Genomic DNA, 12,158 nt, shown 5'->3' with positions numbered 1-12,158 from the left:
GAATCGATCGAACGACCAAGCAGAGCGGGAGTACGGTGGCGGAGCGCGCAGTGAAGCAGGCGGGTAGAGGCACGAAGGGCGACGTGCCCCTCGGCCCGACCGGTCGCCCCTATCAGGGGTTCGCGACACCGCCGGCGCTCGCCGCCCACGGCCCCGCGCGCATCATCGCCCTCTGCAATCAGAAGGGCGGGGTCGGCAAGACGACCACGACCATCAACCTGGCCGCATCCCTCGCCCACTACGGGCGCAAGGTGCTGGCGGTCGACTTCGACCCGCAGGGTGCGCTGTCGGCAGGCCTGGGTATCACGACGCACGACGTGCCAACGATCTACGACCTGCTGCTGGACACCAAGCGCGACCCGCGCGAGGTCATCGTCACGACCTCCGTCGACGGTCTCGACGTGCTTCCGGCGAACATCGACCTCTCCGCCGCCGAGGTGCACCTCGTCAACGAGGTGGCGCGCGAGACGATCCTTGCCCGCGTGCTGCGCCATGTGGCGGGGGAGTACGACGTCATCCTCATCGACTGCCAGCCTTCGCTGGGGCTGCTGACGGTCAACGCCCTGACGGCGAGCCACGGCGTGCTGATCCCGCTCGAGTGCGAGTTCTTTGCCTTGCGCGGCGTCGCCCTGCTGATCGAGACGATCGACAAGGTGCGCGACCGGCTGAACCCCTCGATCACCCTCGACGGGGTGCTCGCCACGATGTACGACCCGCGCACGCTCCACTCGCGCGAGGTGCTCGAACGCGTGGTCGAGGCGTTCGGCGACGACGTGCTGGAGACCGTGATCGGGCGCACCGTGAAGTTCCCCGACGCGTCGGTGTCGGGGATGCCCATCACCGAGTTCGCTCCCGAGCACGCCGCGGCGCAGGCCTACCTGCGTCTCGCGCGGGAGCTGGTCGCCCGTGGCGCCGTCGCCTGAGCCGCAGGACGCGGCCACCGACGGATTCCGGGTATCGCTGGGCGTCTTCGACGGCCCGTTCGATCTGCTGCTGACCCTCATCTCGCAGCACGAGCTCGACATCACAGATGTGGCGCTCAGCGTCGTCACCGACGAGTTCATCGCCTACCTTCGCCAGCTCGGCCCGGATGCGGAGCTGGACGAGGCGTCGGAGTTCCTCGTCGTCGCCGCGACCCTGCTCGACATGAAAGTGGCGGGGCTGCTCCCGCAGGGCGAGCTCGTGGACGCGGAGGCCGTGGCTCTGCTCGAAGCGCGCGACCTGCTGTTCGCCCGGCTGCTGCAGTACCGCGCCTTCAAAGAGGTCTCCGCCTGGTTCGCGCGCTCGCTGGAGCGCGAAGAGAGACGGCATGCGCGCAGCGTCCGCATCGACGAGCGGTACCGCCAGGCCGCGCCTGAGCTGGTCTGGACGCTCAGCACCGAGGATTTCGCCGCCCTCGCCATGCTGGCGATGGCGCCGAAGGAGATCCCGACGGTCGGACTCGATCACCTGCACGCGCCGCTGGTCAGCATCCGCGAGCAGGCTGCGATCGTCGTGACCCTGCTGCGCCAGCGCGGCACGCTGACCTTCCGCGAACTGATCGCCGGAGTGGACGCCTCCGGCATCGTCGTCGCACGATTCCTCTCCATCCTCGAGCTGTACCGCCACGCGGCACTGTCGTTCGAGCAGTTGGAGCCCCTCGGCGAGCTGACCCTGCGCTGGAGCGCGGAACGCTGGTCCGAGGAGAACCTCGCCACCCTGGGAGCCGACTATGACCGATGACATCCGCACCGAGGAATCGGAGACCACCGCCTGGCCGCAGGATGTGGGCTCGGTCGCGCGCCGTCTCGAAGCCGTCCTGCTGATCCTCGACGAGCCGCACAGCGTCGTCGCCCTCGCGGCCGCGGTCAGCGCGCCCGTCCCGGCGGTACGCAAGGCGATCGCGGCGCTCGTCGCGGACTACGACGGCGAGGACGGCGGCCCGCGCCGCGGCTTCGAGCTGCGCGAGGTGGGGGGCGGGTGGCGGCTCTACGTGCGCGAGGAGTACGACCGCGTCATCACCGAGTTCCTCGGCACCCAGCAGCCCGCTCGTCTCTCGCAGGCGGCCCTGGAGACCCTCGCGGTCATCGCATACAAGCAGCCCGTCACCCGCGGCCAGGTCGCGTCGATCCGCGCCGTCAACGTCGACTCGGTCGTGCGCACGCTCGTGGGGCGCGGTCTCATCACCGAGGTCGGCCACGACGGGGAGACCGGCGCCATCCTGTACGGCACGACCGATGCGCTGCTCGAGAAGCTCGGCATCAACACGATCGACGAGCTTCCCCACATCTCACCGCTGCTCGATGACGGCAGCACCGGCTTCGAGGAGATCGCACGATGACCGATACCGAGGGCGTCCGCCTGCAGAAGGCGCTCGCGAACGCGGGCGTCGCCTCGCGCCGCGTGGCGGAGCAGTACATCGTCGAGGGTCGGGTGCGCGTGAACGGCACCGTCGTGACGGAGCTCGGCAGCCGGATCGATCCCGAGGCCGACCTCGTCGACGTCGACGGCGTCGCGGTCGAGTTCGACCAGTCCAAGCGGTACGTCATGCTCAACAAGCCCACGGGCGTCGTGAGCTCGATGGGCGACGATCGCGGCCGCCGCGACCTCCGTGAGTTCACCCGTGACTTCGAGGAGCGCCTCTACAACGTCGGTCGCCTGGACGCCGACACGTCAGGTCTCCTCCTGCTGACCAACGACGGGGAGCTCGCGCACGTGCTGGCACACCCCTCGTTCGGTGTCACGAAGGTCTATATCGCGAAGGTCGACGGCCGGGTGTCGGCGCAGACGATCTCAGCGCTCACGCGCGGCTTCGAGCTGGAGGACGGCTTCATCCGGGCGGACAAGGCGCGCCTGCTCGACGCCTCCGCCACGAGCAGCCTCGTGGAGCTGACGCTCCACTCCGGCCGCAATCGCATCGTGCGGCGCATGATGGCCTCGGTCGGGCATCCCGTCCTCGAGCTCGTGCGCCGACAGTTCGGTCCCCTCCACCTGGGAACACTCCCGGCGGGGCGGATGCGGGAGTTGACTAAGATCGAGCGGGGTGCGCTTCTCACGCTCGCGCGCCGCGACCAGGTGTCCGACCCGCCCGGAGAGCAGGAGAACCAGTGAGCGAGTCGAACGGCATCAGCGCGCCCGCGCGGGTCGCCGCGCGCACCTCGGGCACGGTCCGTGTCGTCGGCGCGGGCCTGCTGGGCGCCAGCATCGGTCACGCCCTCCGTGCCCTGGACGTCGACGTCGTGCTCGACGACACCTCACCCGCCCAGCTCCGCCTGGCGATCGACTACGGCGCCGGTCGTGCCGCGGCGCCCGGCGACGCCCCCCGACTCATCGTCGTCGCCGTGCCGCCGGACGTGATCGCCGACGTCGTCGAGCGAGAACTCTCGGCCTATCCCGATGCCGTCGTGACCGATGTCGCGAGCGTCAAGGGCCAGCCGCTGCGCGCACTCCGTGCCCGTGACGTGGACCTCACGCGCTACATCGGCTCGCACCCCATGGCCGGTCGCGAACGCGGCGGCGCCATCGCGGCGCGCGCCGACCTGTTCGTCGGACGGCCGTGGGTGGTCTGCCGCGATGAGGAGACCGCCGCCGCCGATCTGGCGCTCGTGGAGGGGCTCGCGCTCGATCTGGGTGCCATGCCGATCGAGATGGCACCCGAGGAGCACGACCGCTCTGTCGCCCTCGTCTCGCACGTGCCGCAGCTCGTCTCGAGCCTGCTCGCCGCGCGGCTCACGGCAGCACCCGAGGACGCCTTGCGCCTGGCCGGGCAGGGTGTTCGCGACACCACCCGGCTCGCCGCATCCGCACCCGAGCTCTGGGTGCAGATCCTCGGCGCCAACGCCGCTCCCGTCGTGGACGTGCTCGACGCGTTCGCTGCGGATCTCGCCGCCGTCGCCGACGCGTTGCGGCAGCCGGATGCGCCGGGCGCGCGACGCGGTGTCGCCGACACGATCCTGCGCGGCAACCAGGGCGTCGAGCGGCTGCCGGGAAAGCACGGGCAGAACCGTCGCTTCGAGACCATCGTCGTCATGGTGGACGACACCCCGGGCCAGCTCGGCCGCCTGTTCGGCGAGCTCGGCGAGCTCGGGGTGAACGTCGAGGACCTGCGCCTGGAGCATTCGCCCGGCGCCCAGTTCGGCCTGGCAGAGATCAGTGTCGTTCCCGCGATCGCCGCACCCGCCGTTGCGGGCCTCGAGGCGCGCGGGTGGAGGATTGCGAGCAGTGCCAATGAGTGATTCCGACGTCGCCATCGTCGCCGTCGACGGCCCCGCCGGCAGCGGCAAGTCCTCGGTCTCCAAAGAGGTCGCCCGCCGCCTCGGCTACGGCTACCTCGACACGGGGGCGGTGTACCGCTCGCTCGCCTGGCACGCGCTCGACCGCTCCGTCGACACCTCCGACGCCACCGCGGTGCTCGAGGCGATGGGCGACTTCGACGGCAGCATCTCGCTGGACCCGGACGACTACTGGGTGCGGGTGGGAGACACGGACGTCACCGAGGCGATCCGTGAGACCCGCGTGACCGAGGCGGTCAGCGGCGTCGCCCGCGTCCCCGTCGTGCGCCACACGGTGAACGCCCGCTTCCGTGCCCTCGTCGCCGAGTCCGGACGACCCGGTGTCGTCGTCGAGGGGCGTGACATCACCACGGTGGTCGCCCCCGATGCGCCGGTGCGCATCCTGCTCACGGCAGCCCCCGAGGTCCGCGCCGCCCGGCGCAGCGCCGAGGTGAGCGGTCAGGACGCGGCGGCCGTCGCGGACTCGCTGCGCCGCCGTGACGCATCAGATTCCACCGTCGTCGACTTCATGTCGGCGGCCGAAGGGGTCGAGGTCGTGGATTCCACGCACCTCGACTTCGATGAGACAGTGGCGGCCGTTCTCGCGGTCGCAGAGAAAATGCAGGAGGTGCGCGATGCGCGCTGAGGACGAGTACGAAGCCGGACCAGATCAGCTCGAGGAGACCCTCGCCGGAATCGACGACACGCTCGCCGAGCAGCGCGCGATCGCGCTGCGGGCGTCGCTCGAGGACTACGACCTCGATGACGACGACGCCGAGGTGCTCGCGGGCCTCGTCGGCTCCGGCGACGGCATCGAGTACCTGCCGGCGCTGCCGGTGGTCGCGATCGTCGGTCGCCCGAACGTCGGCAAGTCCGCGCTCGTGAACCGCATCCTCGGGCGTCGCGAGGCCGTCGTCGAGGACACCCCCGGCGTGACGCGCGACCGCGTGACGTACAAGGCGGAGTGGCTCGACCGCCGCTTCTCGCTCGTCGACACCGGCGGCTGGGAGCCCGACGCCAAGGGCATCGACCGGTCGGTGGCCGCCCAGGCCGAGGTTGCGATCGATCTCGCCGACGTCGTGCTGTTCGTGGTCGATGCGATGGTCGGCGCCACCTCGACCGACGAGCACGTCGTGAAGCTCCTGCGTCGCAGCGGCAAGCCCGTCATGCTCGTCGCCAACAAGATCGACGACGCGCGCCAGGAGCCGGAAGCTGCGGCACTGTGGAACCTCGGGCTGGGAGAGCCGCATCCGGTCTCCGCCATCCACGGCCGCGGTGTCGCGGACCTCCTCGACGAACTCGTGAAGGTGCTGCCGGACGTCTCCGCCGTCGCCAAGCACGAGATCGGCGGCCCGCGCCGCGTCGCGATCCTGGGGCGCCCGAACGTGGGCAAGTCGTCGCTGCTGAACAAGGCGGCCGGCGAGGAGCGCGTCGTCGTCAACGAGCTCGCCGGCACCACCCGCGACCCGGTCGACGAGATCGTCGAGCTCGGCGGCAAGCTGTGGCGTCTGGTCGACACCGCCGGCATCCGCCGCCGCGTCCACCTGCAGCAGGGTGCGGACTTCTACGCGTCGCTGCGCACCTCGGCCGCCCTCGAGAAGGCCGAAGTGGCCGTCGTCGTGCTGGACGTGTCCGCGCCCCTCAGCGAGCAGGACGTGCGCATCATCGACATGGTGCTCGAGTCGGGCCGCGCGCTCGTGCTCGCCTTCAACAAGTGGGACCGCCTGAACGACGACGACATGGCGAACATCGACCGTCGCCGGTACCTGGAGCGCGAGATCGAACAGGATCTCGCGCACGTCGCATGGGCGCCGCGCGTCAACATCTCCGCCCGCACCGGCCGCCACCTCGAGAAGCTCGTCCCGGCGCTCGAGACGGCCCTCGAGTCGTGGGATCAGCGCATCTCGACGGGCAAGTTCAACGCCTTCCTCTCCGAACTCGTCGCCGAGCACCCGCATCCCGTGCGCGGCGGCAAGCAGCCCCGCATCCTGTTCGGCACGCAGGCGGGCACGCGTCCGCCGACATTCGTCCTGTTCACGACGGGCTTCCTGGACCCCGGCTACCGTCGGTTCATCCAGCGCCGCCTGCGTGAGCTGTACGGCTTCGAGGGCACGCCCATCGTCATCAACATGCGGGTGCGCGAGCGCCGCCAGCGCTGAGCTCAGCGAACGGCGAACCGCGCGAACCGCTCACCCGGCACCGTGTCGAGCGAGACCTCGTAGGAGGCCTCGCCGACGCGGGGCAGGGGGATGCGGGTCCCTTCGCTGCGGAAGCGCTGGAGCGCCCAGCACGTGACGCCGGCGTCGGCGAGCCGGTGACCGAGAACGGCGAGCTCGGCCGCATCCGCCGCCTCGGGGTGCACCGTCGTGCGCACTTCGTAGTCGAGCGGGCGGTTCGTGCCGGCGCGCGCCGCAGACTCGGCCAGCACGACCGACAGCGACCCCCATGAGCGCTCGGCGCTGTTCGAGTAGCCGGTGACCTTCTCGTAGAGCCGCTTGCTCGTCTTGATGTCCAAGCCCACCCAGTCGACATAGGGCAGGATGCGGGCGAGTGCCGCCGGGTAGATCCCCGCCGTGTGGAGTCCGACCGCGAATCCGAGCTGCCGCACCGCGGCGATCGCCGCCGGCAGTGCGGGCTGCATCGTGGGCTCGCCGCCCGAGAACACGACGCCGTCGAGCAGGCCCCGCCGCTTCTTCAGGAACGCCCGCAGCGTCTGCCAGCTCATCGCCGCGGGCGCGCGCGGCGCGCGCAACGCCGGGTTGTGGCAGTAGAAGCAGTCCCACGGGCACCCCTGCAGGAAGACGGTCGCGACGAGCTTGTCGGGCCAGTCGACCGTGGACAGCCGTGTGAGGCCGGCGATGCGCAGGGTGGCGGGGTCGATCGCGGCGGGGATCACCTCACACCGCCGCCGAGGCGAGGGAGCGCGACTCGGCGAACGCGACGCGCTCGGCGGCCTCGCCCTTCTTGCCCACGTTGAAGGACGACACCGGGCGGAAGTAGCCCATGACCCGCGTCCACACCTCGCAGTCGGCCCCGCACTCGGGGCACACGGTGTGCTCGCCCGAGCGGTATCCGTGGCGCGGGCAGATCGAGAAGGTCGGCGTGATGGTGATGTACGGCAGCCGGAACTTCTCGAGCGCGCGACGCACGAGCGTTCGGCAGGCCGCGGGGGAGGAGACGGCTTCGCCCATGTAGAGGTGAAGTACCGTGCCGCCCGTGTACTTCTGTTGCAGATCCTCCTGCAGCAGAAGGGCCTCGAACGCGTCGTCGGTGTAGCCCACGGGCAGTTGCGACGAGTTCGTGTAGTACGGGTTGTCGTCGGTGCCCGCGTGGCGGATGCCCTCGTAGCGGGCGATGTCGCTCTTCGCGAAGCGGTATGTGGCGCCCTCGGCGGGCGTCGCCTCGAGGTTGTACATCGTGCCGGTCGCCTCCTGGAACTCCACCATCCGGTCGCGGATGTGATCCAGGATGCGGGCGACGAGGGCGTGTCCCGCATCCGAGGTGATGTCTTCGGCGTCGCCGGTGAAGTTGCGCACGAGCTCGTTGAGTCCGTTGACGCCGATCGTGGAGAAGTGGTTGTCGAGCGTTCCGAGATAGCGCTTGGTGTAGGGGAACAGGCCGCCGTCGATGTGCCGCTGGATCACGACGCGCTTGGCCTCGAGGCTGTCGCGGGCGATCTCGAGCAGTTCGTCGAGGCGTGCGATGAGACCCGCTTCGTCGCCCGGGTGCAGGTAGCCGAGGCGCGCGCAGTTCACGGTGACGACGCCGAGGGATCCGGTCTGCTCCGCTGAGCCGAACAGGCCGTTGCCGCGCGCCAGTAATTGTGTGAGGTCGAGCTGGAGGCGGCAGCACATCGACCGGATCATGTGCGGGTCGAGGTCGGAGTTCACGAAGTTCTGGAAGTAGGGCAGCCCGTACTTGGCGGTCATCGCGAACAGGGCGTCGACGGCGGGGTCGTCCCAGTCGAAGTCCTTCGTGATGTTGTAGGTCGGGATCGGGAAGGTGAACGCCCGTCCGTCGGCGTCCCCGGCGGTCATGACGTCGATGAACGCCCGGTTGATGATCGCCATCTCGGCGGCGAGCTCGCCGTAGGTGAAGTCGCACACCTGTCCGCCGATCATCGGTCGCTGGTCGGCGAGGTCGTCGGGGCACGTCCAGTCGAGCGTGAGGTTGGTGAACGGGGTCTGGGTGCCCCACCGGGAGGGGACGTTGAGGTTGAAGACGAACTCCTCGATCGCCTGCCGGACGGCCTCGGCGTCGAGATCGTCCAGGCGTACGAAGGGCGCCAGGTAGGTGTCGAACGAGCTGAACGCCTGCGCGCCGGCCCACTCGTTCTGGAGGGTCCCGAGGAAGTTCACCATCTGTCCGAGCGCGCTCGACAGGTGCCGGGGCGGGGCGGACGACACCTTGCCGGGAACGCCGTTGAACCCCTGTTCGAGCAGAGTGCGCAGCGACCAGCCGGCGCAGTAGCCGGCGAACATGTCGAGGTCGTGGATGTGGATGTCGCCGTCGCGATGCGCCGCGCCCGCCTCGGGGGCGTAGACCTGGTCGAGCCAGTAGTTCGCGATGACCTTGCCCGAGGTGTTGAGCATCATGCCGCCGAGGGAGTATCCCTGGTTGGCATTGGCGTTGACGCGCCAGTCTCCGCGGGAGAGGTACTCGTCGATCGTCGGGGCGACGGAGATCGAGCGGGCGGTGGTGGACGTGGACATGCAGGCTCCTTCTAGCCGTGGGGTGAAGGTGATCTGCGGTGGTGTGACCACTGTATGTAGGGGCCCGATGCGGTGTCGAACCCATATGTTGTGGAATAACAGACCTCGCCGGAACTCCGCGCCCTGCGCGTTGTGGGTGCCCACAGTCACGCGCGTCGGTCCCGGGCGCGACCTCGGAGCGGGTGTAGGAGGCGGTTCGGCTTTCTCGAATGTGTCGACGGGCGCGTCGGCATCCTCACGGTGTGCGAGGCTGTCAGCGTGACGATCGAACCCCCCGCCCCCGGAGAGCCTCGTCGGCCGCTGGGACCGCGGGATCCGGGGGATGCCTGGGTCGTCGCGCCGACGGGGGAGCGCTACTGGGGTCGCTTCGGAGCGGCGGGGCTGCTCGCTGTCGACCCCGTGCGCGGGGTGCTGCTGCAGCACCGCGTGTCGTGGAGCCACCACGGGGGTACGTGGGCGCTGCCCGGAGGTGCGCGCCACGAGGGAGAGTCCGCCCTGGACGGCGCTCTTCGCGAGGCGACGGAGGAAGCCGGTGTGCCGGATGGCGCCGTCAGGCCCCGGCTCATGAGTGTGCTCGACCTCGGCTACTGGTCGTATGCCACGGTCGTCGCCGACGTCGTCGGGGCGTTCGATCCTGTGATCAGCGATCCCGAGAGCGTGGAGCTGTCGTGGGTGCCGGTCGCTGACGTCGACGATTATCCGCTTCACCCCGGCTTTGCCGCATCCTGGCCTCGGCTGCGCGACCTGCTGGCGGTGCGACCGAAGGTCGTGGTGGATGCGGCCAACGTCGTCGGCTCGGTGCCGGACGGATGGTGGAAGGATCGCGCGGGCGCGGCGGAGCGGCTCGTCGAACGGCTTCGCGCGCTGGCCGTGCGCGGCATCCCCGGCGATGCCCTCGGGCTGGCGGAGGACCGCTGGTATCCGGAGGTGAAGGTCGTGCTGGAGGGGAAGGCTCGTGAGGCCGCTCCGGGAGCCGAGGTGTTCTACGCGGCCTCCTACCGGACGCCGGTCGTGCTGGAGATCCGCGCCGAGGCCGCGGGCGACGACGCGATCGTCTGGACGGCGCGCGAGGAGGCGGAGTGGGGAGCGCGGGTCACGGTTGTCACGAGCGACCGCGAGCTCGCCGCGCGCTGCGAGGCGGTCGGCGCCTCCGTGCGGGGAACGCGCTGGCTGCTGGACCTCCTCGAGGAGTGAGCGGCGGTGAGTGCTCCGCGGGACTCGGTCTCCGTCGCACACGTCGTCGCGGCCACGCCGGACGTCGTCTGGCGCGCACTCACCGTCGATCGGGCGACGTGGTGGCCGGATCTACGCTTCGACGCCGTGGTCGGCGCGCCGGTCCTCGAGACCTGGATCGAGGCGGGGCAGCAACGGCAGGCTCACGGGGTCGTCACTCGATGCACTGAGCCGGAGCTTCTCGCGTTCCGCTGGCGAGAGGACGGATGGTCGGCGTCGCTCGAGGTGACGTTCCGACTGGAGGCGCATGACTCGGCGACCTCCGTCACGATCACGGAGACGGGCTTTCGCCACGCAGGTGTGCCGTCGACGCTCGCAAATGAGCACGAGGAGGGGTGGAGCTTCCACCTCACGCAGCTGGCGCGGGCGTGCGGCGGCGAGTGATCGCGCCAGGCGCTCTTCTCCACGAGTGAGCGACGGCGAGCGCGGCTGACATCGCAGTCGTTCGACCTCACCCGTTGCGGCGCAGGGAGGCCGCGGTGATGATCTCCGCCAGTTCGCGCGGCCGGCTCCACATCGGCCAGTGCCCGGTGGGAAGGTCGACCCACTCCGCATCCGTCACCTCGCCCACGGCGGCGAACATCGGGTGCCCGGCGCTGAGGAGCCCCCGCACCTGCGCGGACGAGATGGAGCAGCACACCATCGTCGTCGGCACGCCGTGACGCGCGGGATTCCGAAGCGACGCCGGAGCGGTGAGCACGCCCGCCGGCTCTGACAGCGCTCTCGCGCGGAACTCGTCCAGGATCCCCGGAGTGAGTCCCGCCAGACTCGCCTGCTGCGCGAGCCGCTCGAAGGGAGGCAATGGGAGCTCCCGCTGCGTCAGGGGAAGATCCGGTGCGAAGACGCTGCCGTCGCCGATCGGCCCCGAATCGACCCAGATCACACGCTGCACGAGCTCCGGGTATCGGTCGAGAACGAGGGTGACGGGGGCGTTCGCCCCGCTGTGAGCGACGATCACGGCGGGTGCGTCCAGGTGGGTGAGTGCGTCGGCGATCGCACGGGTCTGGTCCTCCAGAGTCCGCTGCAGGCGATCCGGGTCGGCGTCGTCGAGTCCGGGGAGGGTCAGGGCGGTCGGGCGGATGCCGGCCGCGCGCAGGTGGCTCAGGACGTCGTCCCAGGCCCACGCGCCCAGCCAGTGGCCCGCGACGAGGAGGACGGGGGTGTGAATCTCTTTGGTCATGGGATGACTGTCGCAGCATGATCGGTCAACGGGATGTCACTGTTTCTGTCATGATTATGATTCGATCATGCGGGTGGCAGGGAGCGTCGGATGAGGCGGGCTGAGAGGCTCCATGCCATCTCAGAGATGCTGCGGCGAAGCGGAACGCGCGGCTGCACGGCGTCCTGGCTGGCGAGCGAGTTCGAGGTCTCGGAGCGCACGATCAAGCGGGATCTCGATGCGCTGGAGCGTAGCGGCGCCCCGCTCTGGTCGCGCCCGGGACCCGGTGGCGGCTACGGGATGCTCGCGGGGAGCTCGTTGCCGCCCGTGACGTTGTCGCCGGCGCAGGCGGTGGCGTTGATGTCGGCTGTCGCCGCCGCATCCGATGCTCCGTTCTCCGACCTGGCGGCGGCAGGCATCCGCAAGATCGTCGACGTGCTGGACCCGGTGACACGCGCGCGAGCCACCGACCTGGCAGGCCGCGTCTGGGTCGACCGACCGCCGCGACCCTCTCGGGCCACCCGATCTGCGATCGAGGAGGCGATGGCTGAGCAGCGAGTCGTGCGTTTTCGCTACACGGCCGGAGACGGTGCGACGACGACGCGTGATGTCGAACCGATCCTCTTCGCGTCGCGCGACGGCCGGTGGTATCTCGTCGGGTGGTGTCTTCTGCGCGGTGCGGTGCGGTGGTTCACGATCTCGCAGATCGAGAACGCGCGCGTGACGCGGATGCCGTGCACCGGCCATCGCATCGCCGAGGTGGGCGAACCTCCGGCGACCGCGAGCCCGGTGCATGCGTGACCC

General features: G+C 70.1%; 13 protein-coding genes. 10 read left to right on the top strand and 3 right to left on the bottom strand.

The window, feature by feature from the left end:
- Positions 1-35 precede the first annotated feature (35 nt).
- The 7 genes from QE374_RS03490 to der are packed head-to-tail and all read left to right on the top strand — an operon-like array spanning position 36 to position 6,409.
- The gene (locus QE374_RS03490; RefSeq protein WP_309732226.1) at positions 36-923 is read left to right on the top strand and encodes a ParA family protein; all 888 of its coding nucleotides are present in this window, start codon (positions 36-38) and stop codon (positions 921-923) included.
- Positions 907-1,722 carry a ScpA family protein gene (locus QE374_RS03485; protein WP_137416645.1) on the top strand — a complete coding sequence of 272 codons (816 nt, stop codon included), beginning with the start codon at positions 907-909 and terminating at the stop codon, positions 1,720-1,722. Before QE374_RS03490 ends, QE374_RS03485 begins: the two co-directional genes overlap by 17 nt.
- Positions 1,712-2,320, top strand: a complete 609-nt coding sequence (gene scpB / locus QE374_RS03480; RefSeq protein WP_234073166.1) for an SMC-Scp complex subunit ScpB — start codon at positions 1,712-1,714, stop codon at positions 2,318-2,320. Before QE374_RS03485 ends, scpB begins: the two co-directional genes overlap by 11 nt.
- On the top strand, positions 2,317-3,090 hold the full coding sequence (locus QE374_RS03475) for a pseudouridine synthase (RefSeq protein ID WP_137416647.1): 774 nt from the start codon (positions 2,317-2,319) through the stop codon (positions 3,088-3,090). The genes scpB and QE374_RS03475 overlap by 4 nt, the downstream gene beginning before the upstream one ends.
- Positions 3,087-4,214: a prephenate dehydrogenase gene (locus tag QE374_RS03470; RefSeq protein ID WP_309732219.1), complete on the top strand. Its 1,128-nt coding sequence runs from the start codon at positions 3,087-3,089 to the stop codon at positions 4,212-4,214. Before QE374_RS03475 ends, QE374_RS03470 begins: the two co-directional genes overlap by 4 nt.
- Complete coding sequence (gene cmk / locus QE374_RS03465) at positions 4,207-4,896, top strand: (d)CMP kinase (protein ID WP_309732218.1); 690 nt, start codon at positions 4,207-4,209, stop codon at positions 4,894-4,896. The genes QE374_RS03470 and cmk overlap by 8 nt, the downstream gene beginning before the upstream one ends.
- The gene (gene der, locus QE374_RS03460) at positions 4,886-6,409 is read left to right on the top strand and encodes a ribosome biogenesis GTPase Der (RefSeq protein ID WP_309732216.1); all 1,524 of its coding nucleotides are present in this window, start codon (positions 4,886-4,888) and stop codon (positions 6,407-6,409) included. Before cmk ends, der begins: the two co-directional genes overlap by 11 nt.
- 2 nt (positions 6,410-6,411) lie before the next feature.
- On the opposite strand, the gene QE374_RS03455 is transcribed toward der, so the two are convergent.
- Both QE374_RS03455 and QE374_RS03450 read right to left on the bottom strand, forming a co-directional pair.
- Positions 6,412-7,146, bottom strand: coding sequence for an anaerobic ribonucleoside-triphosphate reductase activating protein (locus tag QE374_RS03455; RefSeq protein ID WP_309732214.1), 735 nt, complete (start codon positions 7,144-7,146; stop codon positions 6,412-6,414).
- A 1-nt stretch (position 7,147) separates the two neighbouring features.
- Positions 7,148-8,962: a ribonucleoside triphosphate reductase gene (locus QE374_RS03450; RefSeq protein WP_309732211.1), complete on the bottom strand. Its 1,815-nt coding sequence runs from the start codon at positions 8,960-8,962 to the stop codon at positions 7,148-7,150.
- A gap of 258 nt (positions 8,963-9,220) precedes the next feature.
- Here QE374_RS03450 and QE374_RS03445 point away from each other — a divergent pair, with 258 nt between their 5' ends.
- Positions 9,221-10,156 (top strand): NUDIX hydrolase, encoded by a 936-nt coding sequence (locus QE374_RS03445; RefSeq protein WP_309732209.1) that lies wholly within the window; start codon positions 9,221-9,223, stop codon positions 10,154-10,156.
- Between the two features lie 6 nt (positions 10,157-10,162).
- Complete coding sequence (locus QE374_RS03440) at positions 10,163-10,579, top strand: SRPBCC domain-containing protein (protein WP_309732207.1); 417 nt, start codon at positions 10,163-10,165, stop codon at positions 10,577-10,579.
- A 67-nt stretch (positions 10,580-10,646) separates the two neighbouring features.
- On the opposite strand, the gene QE374_RS03435 is transcribed toward QE374_RS03440, so the two are convergent.
- Positions 10,647-11,375, bottom strand: coding sequence for an alpha/beta hydrolase family protein (locus QE374_RS03435; RefSeq protein WP_309732205.1), 729 nt, complete (start codon positions 11,373-11,375; stop codon positions 10,647-10,649).
- A 90-nt stretch (positions 11,376-11,465) separates the two neighbouring features.
- Between QE374_RS03435 and QE374_RS03430 the strand changes: the two genes are divergently transcribed.
- Entirely contained in the window at positions 11,466-12,155 is a 690-nt protein-coding gene (locus QE374_RS03430) for a YafY family protein (protein WP_309732203.1), read from the top strand.
- Positions 12,156-12,158 lie beyond the last annotated feature (3 nt).

The sequence above is a fragment of the Microbacterium sp. SORGH_AS_0428 genome (genome assembly GCF_031453615.1).
Lineage (GTDB): Bacteria > Actinomycetota > Actinomycetes > Actinomycetales > Microbacteriaceae > Microbacterium.
Note: the sequence above shows the minus strand (reverse complement) of the source record. Positions and strands in the feature narration are given on the sequence as shown.